Annotated in this window: 14 protein-coding genes and 1 tRNA gene; 7 read left to right on the top strand and 8 right to left on the bottom strand. The window is 62.5% G+C overall.

Features of this window, described 5'->3' with window-relative positions; translation table 11 throughout:
• Positions 1–203 precede the first annotated feature (203 nt).
• From clpX to M8523_RS03560, 4 genes are all read right to left on the bottom strand, one after another.
• On the bottom strand, positions 204–1,472 hold the full coding sequence (gene clpX, locus M8523_RS03545; protein ID WP_282583461.1) for an ATP-dependent Clp protease ATP-binding subunit ClpX: 1,269 nt from the start codon (positions 1,470–1,472) through the stop codon (positions 204–206).
• Positions 1,473–1,751: 279 nt separating this feature from the next.
• Positions 1,752–2,384 carry an ATP-dependent Clp protease proteolytic subunit gene (locus tag M8523_RS03550; protein WP_282583462.1) on the bottom strand — a complete coding sequence of 211 codons (633 nt, stop codon included), beginning with the start codon at positions 2,382–2,384 and terminating at the stop codon, positions 1,752–1,754.
• A 123-nt stretch (positions 2,385–2,507) separates the two neighbouring features.
• Positions 2,508–3,920, bottom strand: coding sequence for a trigger factor (gene tig / locus M8523_RS03555; RefSeq protein WP_282583463.1), 1,413 nt, complete (start codon positions 3,918–3,920; stop codon positions 2,508–2,510).
• 104 nt (positions 3,921–4,024) lie between these two features.
• Positions 4,025–4,109, bottom strand: a tRNA-Leu gene (locus M8523_RS03560).
• Positions 4,110–4,278: 169 nt separating this feature from the next.
• On the opposite strand from M8523_RS03560, the gene M8523_RS03565 reads away from it, so the two are divergent.
• On the top strand, positions 4,279–5,646 hold the full coding sequence (locus tag M8523_RS03565; protein ID WP_282583464.1) for a multicopper oxidase family protein: 1,368 nt from the start codon (positions 4,279–4,281) through the stop codon (positions 5,644–5,646).
• Here the strand turns inward: M8523_RS03565 and M8523_RS03570 are convergent.
• Positions 5,633–7,198 carry an NAD(P)H-hydrate dehydratase gene (locus tag M8523_RS03570; protein ID WP_282583465.1) on the bottom strand — a complete coding sequence of 522 codons (1,566 nt, stop codon included), beginning with the start codon at positions 7,196–7,198 and terminating at the stop codon, positions 5,633–5,635. The two genes, M8523_RS03565 and M8523_RS03570, sit on opposite strands and share 14 nt — an antisense overlap.
• Positions 7,199–7,446: 248 nt before the next feature.
• Here M8523_RS03570 and M8523_RS03575 point away from each other — a divergent pair, with 248 nt between their 5' ends.
• From M8523_RS03575 to M8523_RS03585, 3 genes are all read left to right on the top strand, one after another.
• Positions 7,447–7,785, top strand: coding sequence for a P-II family nitrogen regulator (locus M8523_RS03575; protein ID WP_282583466.1), 339 nt, complete (start codon positions 7,447–7,449; stop codon positions 7,783–7,785).
• A 60-nt stretch (positions 7,786–7,845) separates the two neighbouring features.
• A complete protein-coding gene (glnA, locus tag M8523_RS03580) occupies positions 7,846–9,255 on the top strand; it encodes a type I glutamate--ammonia ligase (protein WP_282583467.1) in 1,410 nt (469 codons plus the stop codon).
• A 283-nt stretch (positions 9,256–9,538) separates the two neighbouring features.
• Entirely contained in the window at positions 9,539–9,874 is a 336-nt protein-coding gene (locus M8523_RS03585; RefSeq protein WP_282583468.1) for a DUF1491 family protein, read from the top strand.
• 9 nt (positions 9,875–9,883) lie between these two features.
• Here the strand turns inward: M8523_RS03585 and M8523_RS03590 are convergent, their stop codons facing one another.
• Both M8523_RS03590 and derI read right to left on the bottom strand, forming a co-directional pair.
• Complete coding sequence (locus tag M8523_RS03590; RefSeq protein ID WP_282583469.1) at positions 9,884–11,266, bottom strand: M20/M25/M40 family metallo-hydrolase; 1,383 nt, start codon at positions 11,264–11,266, stop codon at positions 9,884–9,886.
• Positions 11,267–11,418: 152 nt separating this feature from the next.
• Positions 11,419–11,889, bottom strand: coding sequence for a D-erythrulose-4-phosphate isomerase (gene derI / locus M8523_RS03595; RefSeq protein ID WP_282583470.1), 471 nt, complete (start codon positions 11,887–11,889; stop codon positions 11,419–11,421).
• Between the two features lie 243 nt (positions 11,890–12,132).
• Between derI and M8523_RS03600 the strand changes: the two genes are divergently transcribed.
• Positions 12,133–12,897 carry a triose-phosphate isomerase gene (locus M8523_RS03600; protein WP_282583471.1) on the top strand — a complete coding sequence of 255 codons (765 nt, stop codon included), beginning with the start codon at positions 12,133–12,135 and terminating at the stop codon, positions 12,895–12,897.
• Positions 12,898–12,969: 72 nt separating this feature from the next.
• On the opposite strand, the gene M8523_RS03605 is transcribed toward M8523_RS03600, so the two are convergent.
• Positions 12,970–14,586 (bottom strand): GMC family oxidoreductase, encoded by a 1,617-nt coding sequence (locus M8523_RS03605; RefSeq protein ID WP_282583472.1) that lies wholly within the window; start codon positions 14,584–14,586, stop codon positions 12,970–12,972.
• A gap of 280 nt (positions 14,587–14,866) precedes the next feature.
• Between M8523_RS03605 and M8523_RS03610 the strand changes: the two genes are divergently transcribed.
• Positions 14,867–15,952: a sugar ABC transporter substrate-binding protein gene (locus M8523_RS03610; protein WP_282583473.1), complete on the top strand. Its 1,086-nt coding sequence runs from the start codon at positions 14,867–14,869 to the stop codon at positions 15,950–15,952.
• 69 nt (positions 15,953–16,021) lie between these two features.
• Entirely contained in the window at positions 16,022–17,050 is a 1,029-nt protein-coding gene (locus M8523_RS03615; protein ID WP_282583474.1) for an ABC transporter permease, read from the top strand.
• Positions 17,051–17,052 lie beyond the last annotated feature (2 nt).

Genomic DNA, 17,052 nt, shown 5'->3' on the forward strand with positions numbered 1-17,052 from the left:
ACCGAGACGTGTGTTCAACGGCTGCGAAACTCCCTGCCGCAAGGCCGTTAAACGCGCCTCCGGCAATGGGCCGATGGCGCCGGTCCAGAACGGTTTGGACCTTCGGTCCGGCGCCTTCCTGGAAATGGCGAGCTTAACACAGATTACAAGGTTCGCTTTTCATCGAACCTGCGGCGCGGCCAAGCCGCGCCGCCTTATAGGATTTAGGCGCTTGCACCGGCCTTTTCAGACCCCCGCTCCGAGTAGATGTAGAGCGGCCGCGCCTTGCCATCCACCACCTCGGGGCCGATCACAACTTGCTCCACTCCATCGAGTCCCGGCAAGTCGAACATCGTATCGAGCAGGATGCTCTCCATGATGGAGCGCAGGCCCCGCGCGCCAGTCCGGCGCTCGATCGCCTTCTTGGCCACGACGTTCAAGGCTTCGTCGTTGAAGGTCAGCTCGGTGTTCTCCATCTCGAACAACCGCTGATATTGCTTGACCAGAGCGTTCTTCGGCTCGGTCAGAATCTTCTTCAGCGCCTCTTCGTCGAGATCCTCCAGCGTCGCGATAACCGGCAGCCGGCCCACGAACTCGGGGATCAAACCAAATTTAAGCAGATCCTCGGGCTCGACTTTGCGGAACACCTCTCCGGTGCGCCGATCGTCCGGAGACTGCACCTTGGCCGCGAAGCCGATCGACGTGCCCTTGCCGCGCGAGGAGATGATCTTCTCCAGCCCCGCGAAGGCGCCGCCGCAAATGAAGAGGATGTTGGTCGTATCCACCTGCAGGAATTCCTGCTGCGGATGCTTGCGCCCTCCCTGCGGCGGCACGGAAGCCACCGTGCCCTCCATGATCTTCAGAAGGGCCTGCTGCACACCTTCACCCGACACGTCTCGGGTGATCGAAGGATTGTCGGACTTGCGTGAGATCTTGTCGATTTCGTCGATGTAGACGATCCCGCGCTGCGCCCGCTCGACATTATAGTCGGACGCCTGCAGCAGCTTCAGGATGATGTTCTCGACATCCTCGCCAACATAGCCGGCCTCGGTCAGCGTCGTGGCGTCCGCCATCGTGAAGGGCACATCGAGGATGCGGGCAAGCGTCTGCGCCAGCAGGGTCTTCCCCGATCCTGTCGGACCGATCAACAGGATATTGGATTTCGCCAGTTCGACGTCAGTGTGTTTCGTCGCATGGTTGAGACGCTTGTAGTGGTTGTGGACCGCCACCGACAGGACACGCTTGGCTTGCGGCTGACCGATCACATAATCGTCCAGCACCTTGCAGATTTCCTTCGGGGTCGGGATGCCGTCGCGGCGATTGACAAGCGAGGATTTGCTCTCTTCCCGGATGATGTCCATGCAGAGTTCAACGCACTCGTCGCAGATGAACACCGTGGGGCCGGCGATGAGCTTACGCACCTCGTGCTGGCTTTTGCCGCAGAACGAGCAGTAAAGCGTGTTTTTGGAGTCGCTTCCGCCAGCCTTACTCATTCAAGTCTCCTTCGGACCGGGATCGTCGAAGACGAACGGCCCCTTCACAAATCTGAAACAAGAAGCCTAAAGAAAGCGTGCAGTTCGTGCCCGCACTCCCGTCAGCTTCTCAAGATCCCCTCCCGACGACGTGTCATGCTGGCCCCGATCGCATGATAGGCCATGCAATCACGGTCGCTCCGTCCAGGCAAGGGGGACGAACCGAGGCATGCGGCGCCTCCTGCTCCGTTGTCACAGCACGGCAACAACGTTGCACGAGGCGTGGCGCCCCCAAACAGGTTATTTCGCTTCCGAGGGGTCTTCCACGCGCTTGGTTTCCACGCGATCGACGATACCGAAATCGCGCGCCTCTTCGGCTGTCATGAAATGGTCGCGATCCAACGTGTTTTCAATCGTCTCGTAATCTTTGCCGGTGTGCCTGACATAGATCTCGTTGAGGCGCCGTTTGATCTTCATGATGTCCTCGGCATGGCGAAGGATATCAGACGCTTGGCCCTGAAAACCGCCGGACGGCTGATGCACCATGACACGGGCATTCGGCAGGGCGAAACGCATACCTGCCTCACCGGCGCAGAGCAGAAGCGAACCCATCGATGCCGCCTGCCCGATGCAGAGCGTCGACACCTTGGGACGGATGAATTGCATCGTATCGTAGATCGCGAGACCAGCCGTGACCACGCCACCCGGCGAGTTGATGTAGAGGAAGATTTCCTTCTTGGGGTTCTCGGCTTCGAGAAACAGAAGCTGCGCGATCACAACCGAAGCCATGTGGTCTTCCACAGGGCCGGTCAGGAAAATGATGCGCTCGCGCAACATGCGCGAATAAATGTCAAAGCCACGTTCGCCGCGGCTCGTATTCTCGATGACCTGCGGAATGAGATATTGGGCGTAGGTGTCGACGGGATCTCGCATCGCAGGGTTTCCTGATCAGGGTGGGGCAGTGCTTCGCTCAATGTAGGAACGGAAAGTGGCGAAGCAAAGCCCGTTCATTTCGCCGGGCAGGTGGAAATCCATCCGCCCGGCGAAATGCCATCATCACTCGGTGGCGCTTTCCATTTCCTTGTCGCCGGTCGCGCCGTCGGACGATTTCGTCGCAGAGGCGTCATCTTCGACCTTCATCAACTCATCCCGCGACACGGTGCGCTCGTGCACTTTCGTCTGGGCGATGATCAGATCGACAACCTTCTCTTCGAAAAGGGGCGCCCGAACCTGCGCCAGGGCCTGGGGGTTCTTGCGGTAGAACTCCCACACTTCCTTCTCCTGGCCGGGATATTGGCGAACCATCTCGCTCAAGGCCTTGCCGAGTTCAGCATCTTCGACCTTCACGGCCGCTTTCTCACCCACGTCCGCCAGCACGAGGCCGAGCCGTACGCGGCGCTCGGCAATCTTTCGATATTCGGCCTTTTGCTCGTCTTCGGTCGTCTTCTCATCCGCGAACGTCCGGCCCGACTGGGTCTGCTCCTGCTCGACCTGGCGCCAGATCTGCTCGAATTCCTGGTTCACCAATCCTTCGGGGAGATCAAAGGAATAACGCTTGTCGAGAACGTCGAGCAGCGACCGCTTCAGCTTGTCGCGGGAGGCTTTTGACAGGTCGTCCTTCAGTCTGTCGCGGATCGCACCCTTCAAGGCATCCAGATCGTCGAACCCGAAGCTCTTGGCGAATTCGTCGTCGGTGGCGACCTCACCGGGAGCCGCAATCGCTTTGACGGTGACATCGAAGGTGGCCTCCTGTCCGGCGAGCTTCGGCGACAGATACTGGTCCGGGAACTTGACCTCGACCTTGCGGTGTTCCCCGATCTTGGCGCCCAGCAACTGGTCCTCGAAGCCCGGGATGAAACTGTCAGAGCCGAGGACAAGGTCAACGTCCGTGCCGGCGCCCCCGTCGAACAGTTCATCTCCCATACGGCCTTCGAAATCGATCGTGAGCTTGTCGCCTTTCTCGGCAACGGCATCCTCGGCCGTCTTTGGCTCGTAGGCACGATTCTGGTCGGCCATTCGGGCGACCGACTTCTCGATATCCGCCTCGTCGATGTCGACGACCTGCTTTTCGAGTTCGATGTCGTCGAAGGAGCCGACCTCGAATTGCGGAAGAGTCTCGACCGCCACCGTGAATGCGAGGTCGCCCTTGGCTTCCAGGGCCTTTTCAAGTTCAGCCTGGTCGCTCGACAGGTCGATCTTGGGCTCCAACGCCAGGCGGAGCTTGTGGTCCTCGACGATCTTGCGGTTCGCTTCGTTGACGGCATTCTGCACGACCTCGCCCATCAGGGATTTGCCGTAGAGTCGACGCAGATGCGCGGTCGGCACCTTGCCGGGCCGGAAGCCCTTGATGTTGGCCTTCGAGCGCATGTCCGCGAGCTCCGAATCGAGCTTGGACGCAAGGTCGGCGGCCGGCAGCACCACTTTATATTCGCGCTTGAGGCCCTGCGCGCTGATTTCGGTCACTTGCATCGGTATCGCCTTCCAACCTTCTCAAACAAAACAGCTACCCTTGCGGGCGGCTCAACAGATTCCAAGGGCCTCAACGGGAGCCCGAGAGTGTCGCGGTCCAACGCTGGTGCGGGCGGAGGGACTCGAACCCCCACGATGTGAATCACTGGAACCTAAATCCAGCGCGTCTACCAGTTCCGCCACGCCCGCGCGGTCGCAACCCTACTCATAGGGCGACGCTTCTTATCAACGGTGGAGCGGGGATGCAGCAAGAATTTTCACTTGGGGCAACGTCTCGACATTGACAGGCACGGGTGGACACAGCCCAACGCTGCTACCGATGGGTCTGGATAGCCTTGATAGGAAGGGAGCCGCCACTGTGATCAGCAAGCGACGCTTTGTGGCCGGAGCTGCCGCGGCCACCGTCGTGCCGTTGCTTTCGAAGGGCGGCAAAGCCGCCCAAGAGGAGGGAGCAGACTTCACACTGCGGGCCGAACAGGTCGATTTGCAGCTATCCGAGCAAGGTCCCAGTACGGCGCTCCTCCGCTATTCCGGGGCCGGCGCTCTTCCGGTGATCCGGATCCGTAAAGGTGCGGCGGCGGCGTTCCGGATCCGGAACGATCTCACCGAGCCCACGTCCCTGCAATGGCATGGCCTGCGTGGCATCGGCGCGCTGGACGAGCCTACGGACATCCCATCCGACAGCATCGCTCCGGGCGAAGACCGGACGGCGCGGGTCCTGCCGCTCGACCCGGGAACGGCTTGGTTCCATCCAGATCCATCGGCATCGAATCAGACCGCGCGAGGACTTCGCGGTCTGCTGATCGTCGAAGAAAGCGAACCGCCGGCCGTCGACCAGGACCTGGTGGCACTGTTCGGCGACCACAATCTCTCGGCGGGTCATTCGTTGGAGTTCGGATCGCGAGGATTGTCCAACACCGTTGCGACCATCGTCACAACCAACGGGTGGCCGAGCCCCGAGACGGTCACCTCCGCGCTAGGGGCCCGCCTCCGCGTGCGTTTGGTCAATGGTTCGACACAACGCGTGATGGTCGTGGCCTGCGAGGGCGCGCGACCGGTGATCGTGGCGATCGACGGCCAACCCTCCGACCTCTTCGCGCCGGTTCGCGGCGTGGTGCCGATCGCCCCCGGGGCGCGGTTCGACGTGATGCTCGATATGCCGGCCACGACCGACGCTGCGGTGCGGTTCGTGCTGAAGGGAACCGAAGCAATCCAAGGGAGGGTCGAGCCCGAAAGGCCACTTCTTGTGATCCGAACCGCAGGCCCCGCGAAGGCGCCAAAGCCCCCCATCGCTCCGCTGGATCCGAACCCTGCCTTGCCGCGGGAGATCCCGCTCGAAGCGGCGAAACGGGTCGACCTCGTGATCGAGGGCGCAGCGAGATCCTCAGAGGATCCTTCGGTGATCTGGACCATCAACGGCATCGACGGCAGGACTGCGTCGAAGCCGGTGCTCAGCGTCAGGCGCGGTGACGCGGTCACGCTTGGCTTTGTGAACAAGAGCGCGATGACGATCCCGCTCCGGTTCCACGGGCTCGTCTTGCGCCTTTTACACGCCAAGGATGACGGCTGGGAGCCCTATTGGCGGGACACGCTGCTGCTCCCCCCAAACAGCAGCAACCACGCGGCTTTCTTGGCGGATCGTCCCGGGAGATGGCCGATGACGAGCGGCTTCGATGACCTGACGCTTGCGGGTCTTCGTTGTTGGATCGAGGTCAAGCCAGCGTGAGAGGTTGCGTGCCGCCGCGCTCGGCCGCGCCACCTTCCGCCTGCAGCATCCGCAACGCCGCAGGGAGTTGTTCCGGAATGTCTTCCGCGATCAGGCCAGGGCCGAAAATCTTCGCCGCGATGGTATGCAGGTGATCGCCGGCCGCAGCGGCCTCGAATGCCGGCATTCCCTGCGTCAGCAATCCCCCGATAAAGCCCGACAGGACGTCACCCGAGCCCGCTGTGGCGAGCCAGGGAGAGCCGCCGTCCGAGATCGTCGCCCGGCCCTTGGGGTCGGCCACAACGGTATCAGGACCTTTGAGCAAGACGACACAGCCGAGAAATTGCGCCGCCTTGCGGGAACGATCGAGCTTGGAGCCCGCCAAGATCGCCGGCTCGTTGGAAAACAAGCGCGCGAATTCACCATCATGCGGCGTGATCACCACCGCACCCGATGTTGAGCGGATGAGATCCCGAAGGCGTCCGGCGTCGCCCGAAAAGCTTGTGAGCGCATCCGCGTCGAGGAGGCAGGCGCGTGGCGATTGCCCATCGCGCAGATCGGATCGCGGCGCCAGAGCGACGGCCACGAGGCTCCGCGTGACAGCTCCAACACCCAGGCCCGGCCCCATGACGACGCAATTCAGCCGGCTATCTGAGAGGAGCTCCGCCAAATCGTCCGGACCATTCACCTCGCGCAGCATCACTGCCGTGAGATGGGCCGCATTGACCGAGAGGGCATCCTTCGGGGACGCCAATGTGACCAGGCCGGCACCGATCCGCAAGGCACCACGCGCCGCGAGGCGAGCCGCGCCCGTATGGGCCAGCGACCCCGACACCACGATGGTGTGGCCGCGCTTATATTTGTGTCCGTCCTGGTCTGGCCACGGAAAGGCCTGCAGCCAGACGGTCGTATCATTCAGCATCGTGGCTGGATGCGGCTCCAGGGGGCCGAGCCCGATGTCGGATACGACCAAACGACCGCGATGCCGCCGGCCAGGGTAGAGGTAATGTCCAGGCTTGGCGCATCCGAATGTCACTGTCAGTGTTGCATCGACAGCGACGCCGGTGACCATGCCGCTAGAACCATCGACGCCGGACGGAATATCGACTGCGACGACGGGTGTGTCCGCGTCTTTGAGCCGTTGAACCAAGCGTTCCGCCTGCCCCGAAAGGCCCCGCTTGAGCCCCGCTCCAAACAGGGCATCGATCACCAGATCGGCTGCCGAGGGGTCAAAATCGTCCGGGCCATGTATGTCGCCTGGCCAATCCGCCTTTGCCCGGGCAGCGTCACCCGTTGAAGGATCACGCGGCTCCAGGACATGGACCGAAACCGACCACCCGCGCTCTTTGAGCAGACGGGCCGCCACGAAACCATCCCCGCCGTTGTTGCCCGGCCCGCACAACACCGCAGCAAAGCGTGATGCCCCTGGCAGCATGACCTCGCAGGCATCGGCAACAGCCCGACCGGCACGTTGCATCAGTGTATAGCCGTCCGTTCCCGCCGCAATGGTTCTTCGGTCCGCCTCGGCCATCTGCACAGGCGTCAGAAGGTTTGTCGGCGGTGTCGCCGTCACGGCCTCACTGGTCCGCGTTCATTGCGCGGCTTGGGGCGGGTCGCACATTTCATGTGCTTATTCCTTAGGCGCTTTGCCGCAGGGCCAAGCCTTACATCCGCGATATGGATGTGAAGAAAGGCTATCCGGTTCGCATTGCGCATAGCGGCCTCGGGCTTGAAATGGTACTGTTGTGTGCCCGGATGCATGATCCCGGCGCATTCCCACTGCGGGAACGATCCGGCCCCCAGCGTGAGTTCCACCGACCGATGAAAAAGATCGAAGCGATCATCAAGCCCTTCAAGCTGGACGAGGTGAAGGAAGCGCTTCAGGACGTCGGTCTGCAGGGCATCACGGTCACCGAAGCGAAGGGCTTCGGTCGGCAGAAGGGCCATACGGAGCTTTATCGGGGCGCCGAATATGTCGTGGACTTCCTGCCGAAGGTGAAGATCGAGGTCGTCTTGAGCAACGAGATGGTCGAACTGGCGGTCGAAGCCATCCGCAAGTCCGCCCAGACCGGCCGCATCGGTGACGGCAAAATCTTTGTGTCGAATATCGAGGATGCCATTCGGATTCGCACGGGCGAAACCGGCGCCGACGCGATATAAGCGCGTCGCGAGGTTCGTGCGGCGAAGCACGGGCCGAAGGGCAATCTCGAGAGGAAACCAATGAAGACCGCCCAGGATGTTCTCAAGGCGATCAAGGACAACGACGTCAAATACGTCGACTTTCGCTTCACCGATCCGCGCGGCAAGTGGCAGCATGTGACCTTCGACATCTCGATCGTCGATGAAGATGCCTTCTCGGACGGCGTCATGTTCGACGGCTCGTCGATTGCCGGTTGGAAGGCCATCAACGAATCCGACATGACGCTCATGCCGGACCCAGAAACCGCTTGCATGGACCCGTTTTTCTCAGCCTCCACCATGTCGATCGTATGCGACATCCTGGAGCCCGCCACGGGTGAGCCTTACGGTCGCGACCCACGCGGCGTAGCAAAGAAGGCGGAGGCCTACCTCAAATCGACGGGGATCGGCGATACGATCTTCGTGGGCCCCGAAGCCGAATTCTTCGTGTTCGACGACGTCCGCTTCAAGGCCGATCCCTACAACACCGGCTTCATTCTCGATTCCATCGAGCTGCCGTCGAACATGGATACGGCTTACGAGGGGGGCAACCTCGGCCACCGCATCCGCACCAAGGGCGGTTATTTCCCGGTGCCCCCAATGGATTCGGCGCAGGACATGCGGGGCGAGATGCTGGCCGCGATGGCCTCGATGGGCGTCAAGGTGGAGAAGCACCACCACGAAGTGGCCTCCGCCCAGCACGAACTCGGCATGAAGTTCGATAAGATGACGCTGATGGCCGACGGCATGCAGATCTACAAATACTGCATCCATCAGGTCGCCAACAGCTACGGCAAGTCTGCGACGTTCATGCCGAAGCCCGTTTTCGGCGACAATGGCTCCGGCATGCATGTGCATATGTCGATCTGGAAAGATGGCAAGCCGGTTTTCGCGGGGGACAAATACGCCGACCTCAGCGAGACCTGCCTGTTCTACATCGGTGGTATCATCAAGCACGCCAAGGCCCTCAACGCGTTCACGAACCCGTCGACAAACTCCTACAAGCGGTTGGTTCCGGGCTATGAGGCGCCGGTGCTGCTCGCCTATTCGGCTCGTAATCGCTCGGCGTCTTGCCGCATCCCCTATACGGCGAACCCGAAGGCCAAGCGCGTCGAGATCCGGTTCCCCGATCCGACCGCCAACCCCTATTTGGCGTTCTCGGCGATGCTGATGGCCGGTCTCGATGGCATCCAGAACAAGATCCACCCGGGCGACGCCATGGATAAGGATCTCTACGATCTGCCGCCGCAAGAGTTGAAGCAGATCCCCACCGTGTGCGGTTCACTGCGGGAGGCCCTTGAAAATCTGAAGAAGGATCATGCCTTCCTGACGACCGGCGGCGTGTTCACGGAGGATTTCATCGAATCGTTCATCGAACTGAAGATGACCGAGGTCATGCGCTACGAAATGACGCCGCACCCGGTCGAGTTCGACATGTATTATTCGGCCTGATCACCAACCTGACATGACTTAGGCAAGAGCGGCCCTCGGGCCGCTCTTGTTGTTTGGGCGGTGCTCGAAGGCAGTGCGGATTTGCGCCTCATTCGAATGAAGCGTCGCGGAAATCCGGACCGGGAAGCCTCTGTGCGCAAGGTCGGAGGATAACCCGATAGCTGGCGCCTTATCGCCTGGAACCGGGAATACGGCTTCGGATGCTTGAATGCGGTAGTCACAAGCGGGGGATCTGCCCCGGCGCAGCCTACCGGCCGAGAACCACGTAGGAGGACATGCTGGGATGGGGCGATTGCGATCGGACTTTTGGGTCTCGGCCTACCTGCGCCGCTGCGGCGGACAGGCGATCCCGGCTATGCTGCGCCGTCGCGGCTCCGCCGAGGCCGGGGCAATCCTGATCAAGCTCGATTGCCTCGACGGGACCGCGGCTCTATTCGGCCCAACGCCGCAGACCGAGGTCGAGGACCGGGATACGGCGCGCAGCTTCACCCGGATGCACAAGGATGAGCGAATCAGCACTGTCGACGCGGAGGCGCGACTGGCCCGAGAGATCAGTTACGACCCCGATCTATGGATCGTCGAAGTCGAGGACCGCGCGGGGAGAACCCTGCTCGATTGAGACCGGTCGTTACAGCGCCAGCGCGTTGAGCACACGGGCCCAGCTCCGCGCGCCCTTCTGAAACGAGGCAAGATCGTATTTTTCGTTGGGTGAATGGATCCGGTCATCGTCGAGGGCGAAGCCGATCATCAGCGTATCCATCTTCAGATCCTGTTTGAACGACCCGACGATCGGGATCGAGCCGCCGCTCCCCGCCATCACCGGTTCCTTGTCCCACTCAGCCTGCAGGGCACGTTTCGCCCGGTTCAGGGCTTCCGATGAAAAGGGAAGCGCGAGGGCCGGGCTCCCACCGTGGCTGATGAACTCGACCTGACAATCGGACGGAAGGCGTTCGCGGACGAAGCCCCGGAAGGCCTCTGCGATCTTGGCGGGGTTCTGCTTGCCGACGAGCCGGAACGACACTTTCGCGCTGGCCTTCGACGGCAGCACGGTCTTCGATCCGCTCCCTGTATAACCGCCCCAGATGCCGTTCACGTCGCAGGTCGGCCGGGCCCAGATCTTCTCCAGCACGCTGCGATCCTGTTCCCCTGCCGGGACCGAGAGGCCGACTTGCCCAAGGAAGTCGCTGTCATCGAAGGGCAGCGCCTTCCATTGGTCGGCCACGTCGCGCGGCAATTCTTCGACGCCGTCGTAGAAGCCCGGCAGCGTGATGCGGCCCTCCGCGTCGTGAAGATCGGCAATGATGCGTGCCACGAGGTGGATCGGATTGGTCGCGGCACCCCCATACATCCCGGAATGGAGGTCGCGGTTCGCGGCCGTCACGACGATCTCTTCGAGAACGAGCCCCCGCAGCATGGTTGTGATCGAAGGTGTTTCGCGATCCCACATGCCCGTGTCGCAGACGAGCGCGAGATCGGCCTTCAACTCCGCTTTGTTCTCGGCCAGGAACGCAGGCAGGGAGGGTGAACCCGTCTCCTCTTCTCCCTCGAACAAAATGCTGACATCGCACGGCAATCCGCCGGTTTCCATGAAAGCCCGGCAGGCTTCGACGAAGGTCATCAGCTGCCCCTTGTCGTCAGAGGCTCCGCGCGCCACGATGGCCTTCACGCCATCGACCTCTGTCACATGCGGCGCGAACGGATCGGTGTTCCAGAGGCTTCGGGGATCAACGGGCTGAACGTCGTAATGTCCGTAGAACAGGACGTGCGGGACGTCGCGCCGCGTCGCCTTCGCGTGAGCCAGCACCATCGGACGGCCCTTTGTCGCACGAACCGAGGATTTGAAGCCGAGCCCGGACAATTCGTCGGCCAGAAAGCGCGCCGCCGACTCGCATGCGTCCGCATAAGCGGGATCAGTCGAGATCGACGGAATGCGAAGCAACTCGAACAAGCGCCCGAGCGCCGCATCGCGATTCTCGTCGATCTTGGCCAATACGGCGTCCATGGCGGCCATCGGAACTCTCCTTTACGCAGGCATCTGTGTCTGGCCCTCGTTCTAGCAAGGATGGTTCCGCCCGGTAAGACGTGCGGCCAGGCTATCCCGCGGCGATCAGAGCGCCAGCGGGCGCCCTGGTAGTCTTGACGCGCACTGAAGTGGTGAAGTGATCACCGCCCTGCGACATTGCTGTATTTGGCGTCGAGGCCGTCAAGCGCCTTGACGTTGCTGGCCGAGGAACCTTTGGGGTCGAATTCGGAGGCCAGGAACATATCGACGATCGCCTTTGCGAGTTCCGGACCGACCACGCGGGCCCCGAGTGTGATGATCTGCGCGTTGTTGCTCTTCGCAGCCCGCTCGGCCGAATAGGTGTCATGCGCCTGTGCGGCCCGGATGCCGGGGATCTTGTTGGCCGCGATGCAAACGCCGATCCCGGTGCCGCAGAACAGGATGCCACGGTCGTAAGTGCCATCTACCACGGCCTTCGCGGCACGCTCTGACGTGTGAGCGTAGAATTCCGGTTCGCTCTCCTTGGGTGCGGAGAGGTCCGTGACCTCGATTCCCGCCTTGCCTTCAAGATGCTTGCCGATGACGTGGCACAAGGGGGCACCTGCACTGTCCCCGGCGATAACAACCTTCATGTCCTGACTCCTATGCGGTCTTCAATACCGCCCAAAAACGAGGTTCGCGCCCCAAATACCAGTAGGAAACGCTTTTCAGATTCGAAAAGTTTTCGCGGCGGCAGCTGGCATCGATCAAGCCCGGTACGCGACTCAGGAGGGCGGTCGATGTTGATCCGTCGCCGGCAGGCCACTGTTGCCGCCTGGCGGGAATCGGTGGAGTTCTGAGCAATACGGATTTGAACGTAGCCAAGCGGTGCACACATGACCAAGACGCCATGGATCGGAACGAGCTGGAAGATGAACAAGGTACGGGCGGAAGCACGTGCCTTTTGTGAGACGCTGGCGGCATCGCCGGTGGCGCAAGGCCATGCGGCACGGCTGTTCGTCATTCCTCCCTACCCCTACATCGCCGAAGCCGCGGGATTGCTCGACGGCACCCGGGTCAGGGTCGGGGCCCAGAACATGCACTGGGCGGAAGATGGCGCTTGGACCGGCGAGGTCTCGGCCCGGATGATCAAGGATTGTGGGGCGAGGCTGGTCGAGATCGGCCACAGCGAGCGGCGCGAGTTCTTTGGAGAAACAGACGAGACGGTGGCGCTGAAGGTTAGTCAAGCCGTGAGGCACGGCCTGCTGGCTCTCGTCTGCGTTGGCGACACGCACGCCGAGTTTGCAGCCAAACAAACCAGCGCAGCCTTGCACCGCCAGGTGTCGGCCGCTCTTTCGAAAGTCGACCGGAGTGCGCGGGACAGCATCGTGATCGCCTATGAGCCGGTGTGGTCGATTGGTGAAAAGGGCACGCCGGCCGAGCCCGACTTCGTGGACGCGCAGCACGAACTTCTGAAGACCCTCACGGCCGACCTGATGGGCGATCCGCTCGACATCGTCTACGGCGGCAGCGTGAACTCCCAGAACTGCGTGGCTCTGGCGACCCGCCCGATGATCGACGGCCTGTTCATCGGCCGTTCGGCCTGGAAGCCGGAAGGCTATATCGGCATCGTCGACAGCGTGATCCGTGCGCTTGCATGACGCGCAAAGAGAGTCTGCGTCATTGAATGGCCGAGGCAATCTGTGGTCTTGAGCTGCGGGGTTGGACGAGACCTACGCCATCTGTAATGTCTCGGCCTGCTGCCCGATCCGATTGCCTCGTATGAGATCCGCGGCTTTTTCCCCGATCATGATGGCCGCTGCGTTGGTGTTGGACGATATCAATCGCGGCATGACCGAACTGTCGCACACCCGCAGGCCATCGATACCACGCACTCGCAACTGCGGATCGAGCACAGCCTCCGGCCCCCCGCCCATGCGGCAGGTGCCGACCGGGTGATAGGCCGAGCGTGCGGCATCTCGGGCGAATTGTTCGATCTCGGCCCGGGATTGCGTCGCGGCGCCCGGAATGTGCTCGCGGGCCACGAAAGGCTCGAAAGCCTTCTGGGCCATGATCTCCCGGCAAAGCTTGATGCCTTCCACGGTCCGGGCGAGATCGATCGGCTCCGCAAAGGCATTGATGTCGACGATCGGAGGATCGCGCGGGTCGGATGATTTGAGGGTGACGGAGCCGCGCGAGCGGGGTCGGACGAAATAAGTGTTCAGCGTGCATCCATTGCCGCTCGGAACATCGCCGATCCCTTTCTCGACACCCGCCCCAGGCAGAAAATGGAACTGGAGATCGGGCGTCGCCTCACTGCGGTCCGCCCACCAAAATGCGCCGCCCTCGACGATGTTCGAGGTCACAGGGCCGGTGCCGAGGAGCTTGTATTCAAGGCCGGCCGCCAGCTTCCAGCCGAGTTTCTTGTAACGGTCATAAGAATGCGGGCCTTTCAGTTCGTAGACCGTGTCCACATCCATATGGTCCTGCAGGTTCGCCCCGACCCCTGCGAGGTCCTGCGTGACCGCGATTCCATGCTGGCGCAACTCCGCGGCCGGACCGATGCCAGACAGCATCAGGAGTTTCGGTGAGCCGATCGCGCCGGCCGTGACGATCACCTCCCGGTCGGCCCGCAGCAGCTTCGGGCGCCCCTCTTCGATGATCTCGACCCCGACAGCCCGACCGTTTTCGATCACCACGCGGGTCGTCACGACATCGGTTCGGACCGTCAAGTTCGGCCGGCCGGCCGCCGGCTTCAGATAGCCCGTGACGGCACTGCAGCGGCGGCCATGCCGCGTTGTCGTCTGATAGATGCCGCAGCCGGCCTGCGAGCGTCCGTTAAAGTCCGGGTTGTAGGGCAGCCCGGCCTGTTGGGCGGCCTGCACGAAGATGCGGGTCAGGCGATGCGGGTGAGGCGTGGTGATCCCTAGCGGTCCCCCGTTGCCGTGATAGTCTCCCGCGAGAAGGTCGTTGTCCTCGGCGCGTCGGAAGTAGGGCAGCACATCGCGAAAGGACCAACCGGTGCACCCCTCCTGGCTGGCCCAATCGTCGTAATCCTCGGGGCAGCCGCGCGTGAAGACCTGGGCATTCACCGAGCTGCCGCCGCCGAGCACCCGTCCCTGGGCATAGACCATTGAGCGGTCGTTGATGTGCCGCCCCGGCACCGTGTCGTAGCGCCAGACGAGCTTGCCCGATGTCATTTTGAAGAAGCCGACCGGCATGTGGATGTAGGGGTCGGTGTCGCGCGGGCCGGCTTCGAGAAGCAGCACGGAGGCATCCGGGTCTTCGCTCAGGCGGGCCGCCAGCACGCATCCGGCCGAACCTCCGCCGACGATGATGTAATCCGGCACGTCGAAATCTCCCTTGTCGCCCGGGCTTTTTCGCGACGCCAGATCCATGACGGCACGGAGCCGAAGGACCAAGGCCGGAACGGGCTGTTGGTTGCAGGGCGCGGGGCAGAGCCTGCACCTCTCAAAGGCGAGAGTCTCAGGTCATCCGGGGAGCGTCAATGAAGAATCCGGGGTTCTCCTGTTGACAGGTTGTAGGATGAATTCTACCCCTAACGTTGAAGAAGAAGCGCGGAAACCGCGCCGTTTGGATGGAAACGATCTCTCAGGCAGGGGTTCCCTCATGACACTCGAAGCGTCTTTCTTCGCCGCGCCGCTCAGTCGCCGTGGCGTTCTTGGCGGCCTGGCCGGCGGTGCGGCCGCGCTCGCTATGCCGCATATCGCGCGGGCAGCCGGCGACAAACCGGTGCTCGTGACATCGATCCGGTCCCTCTCGAACCCTTATCACGCGATCTGGAAAACGGGCGCCGAGGCTTTCGCTCAATCGGTCGGGGCCGAACACGTCACGCTGGTGTCGGAAGGCAATAGCGAGAAGGGCATCGCCGATATCCGGGCCATGCTGGCCAAGACCGGCGGCAAGATGGTGCTGAACTCCGACCCGAACGACACGCCGGACGCCCGCCCCATCGTCGAATATTGCGTCAAGGCCGGCGCCTATGTCTGCACGCAATGGAACAAGCCGGCGGACCTGCATCCCTGGGACTTCAATCCCTACTACGTCAGCCATATCGAATTCGACGGCGTGAAAAGTGGCTCGGCCATCACCGAGGCGCTGATCAAGGCCATGGGCGGTAAGGGCGGCATCGTGGCGCTTGGCGGACAGATCTCCAACACGGCGGCCATCGAGCGCAAAAGAGGTCTCGACCAGAGCCTCAAGAACCACCCGGACATCCAGCTTCTCGACTTCCAGGTCGCCAACTGGAAGGCCACCGAAGCCTATGACCTGACATCGAGCCTGCTCACGCGTTTCGGCGACAAGATCACGGGGATCTGGGCCGCCAACGACGATATGGGGACAGGTGCGCTCGAAGCGCTGCGGGCGGAAGGACTGGCCGGCAAGGTCCCGGTCGTCGGCATCGACGGGATCAAGGCCGCGATCGACGCGGTGAAGAACGGCGAATATGCCGCCACCATCACGTCCGACCCCTTCTGGCAGGGCGGCATGGGTCTCTCGCTCGGCTATCACGCCGCGATGAAGACCTTCGATCCGACGGCCGAGCCCAAGGAACACCGTGAGTTCTACGGGCGCACCATGACGATCACCAAGGATAACGTGGCCGAATACATCAAGACCAATATCGACGCGAAACCGGCCTACGACTGGAACGATCTCTGGGGCCGCTGCGAGGGCCAGATCCGCGCGAGCTGACGTGATGCTCCCCTTCTCCCCTCGTCGGCGGGAGAAGGGGGTCTACCCGGAAAGCCAGAAGCAGATTTGATGGCCACGCAAACCAACTCATCCTCTTTGCCGCAGCCGCTTACTGATCGTGCGGTGCGTCGGCTTGGTCGCAAGCGCATCACCCGCGCCGCACTTCGCGCTTATGCGCCAGTGGCGGTTTTGCTCGTCCTCGGCATCTTGATCGCCCTCGCCAACCCGAATTTCATCGAGCTCCGCAATTTGGTCCGAGTCGCCAATGCGGCCGCGGTGCCGCTCACGATCGCGATGGGCACAACCTTCGTCATCCTGCTCGGCTCGATCGACCTTTCGGCGGAAGGGGCCGTCGCCGTTGGCGCCATGGTGCTGGTGCTGCTGGCCAGAAACGATGCCAATACACATGATTTCGGCTGGCTCGCGGTTCTGGCCGCTGTCGCGGCCGGGGGAATCATGGGGCTTGTCAGCGGACTGGTACAGACCGGCCTGCGGATCCCCTCCTTCATGGCCACGCTCGGCACGTGGTTCATCGGTCTCGGCCTCGCGACCTATATGCTGGGCGGCTCGGCCGTGCGCCTGATGGACCCGGCACTGCGTGGCCTCGCGCTCAACCGGTTTGCCGGTCTGCCGGTCGCCGTCTGGGTCGCTCTCGGAGCCTTCGCGGTCGCGGCCGTGATCCAGACGCAAACGCGGCTCGGGCGGCATATCCTGGCGCTCGGCGGCGGCGAGGATCTGGCCGAATATTCCGGCATCAGCCCCGCCCGAGTGAGGCTTCTGGCCTTCACGCTGGCCGGACTTTTCTACGGCGTCGCGGGCGTGCTGGCGGCAAGCCAACTCGGCCAATCCAATGCCGTGATCGGCGACGGCCGCCTGTTCGCCGCGGTGACGGCCGTTGTGGTCGGCGGCACCGCGCTGACCGGCGGCGAGGGTGGCGTTTTCAACACGCTGGTCGGCGTCCTGATCGTGACGGTGCTCTCCAACGGCATGGTGCTGCTCGGAGTCTCGCCCTACGTGCAACAGACCGTGCAGGGCTTGATGATCATCGCGGCCGTGGCGCTCTCCCTCGACCGCGTTCGCCAAACCATCGTGAAGTAGCC

It is taken from the genome of Lichenifustis flavocetrariae (genome assembly GCF_026130545.1).
GTDB classification, from domain to species: domain Bacteria; phylum Pseudomonadota; class Alphaproteobacteria; order Rhizobiales; family Beijerinckiaceae; genus Lichenihabitans; species Lichenihabitans flavocetrariae.

Coding starts and splice junctions, on each gene's coding strand:
- M8523_RS03590 (WP_282583469.1), bottom strand. CDS start 11,266: ATGGCCGCCATGGACGCCGTATTGGCCAAGATCGACGAGAATCGCGAT.
- M8523_RS03600 (WP_282583471.1), top strand. CDS start 12,133: ATGACCAAGACGCCATGGATCGGAACGAGCTGGAAGATGAACAAGGTA.
- M8523_RS03615 (WP_282583474.1), top strand. CDS start 16,022: ATGGCCACGCAAACCAACTCATCCTCTTTGCCGCAGCCGCTTACTGAT.
- tig (WP_282583463.1), bottom strand. CDS start 3,920: ATGCAAGTGACCGAAATCAGCGCGCAGGGCCTCAAGCGCGAATATAAA.
- M8523_RS03575 (WP_282583466.1), top strand. CDS start 7,447: ATGAAAAAGATCGAAGCGATCATCAAGCCCTTCAAGCTGGACGAGGTG.
- glnA (WP_282583467.1), top strand. CDS start 7,846: ATGAAGACCGCCCAGGATGTTCTCAAGGCGATCAAGGACAACGACGTC.
- M8523_RS03610 (WP_282583473.1), top strand. CDS start 14,867: ATGACACTCGAAGCGTCTTTCTTCGCCGCGCCGCTCAGTCGCCGTGGC.
- M8523_RS03585 (WP_282583468.1), top strand. CDS start 9,539: ATGGGGCGATTGCGATCGGACTTTTGGGTCTCGGCCTACCTGCGCCGC.
- derI (WP_282583470.1), bottom strand. CDS start 11,889: ATGAAGGTTGTTATCGCCGGGGACAGTGCAGGTGCCCCCTTGTGCCAC.
- M8523_RS03550 (WP_282583462.1), bottom strand. CDS start 2,384: ATGCGAGATCCCGTCGACACCTACGCCCAATATCTCATTCCGCAGGTC.
- clpX (WP_282583461.1), bottom strand. CDS start 1,472: ATGAGTAAGGCTGGCGGAAGCGACTCCAAAAACACGCTTTACTGCTCG.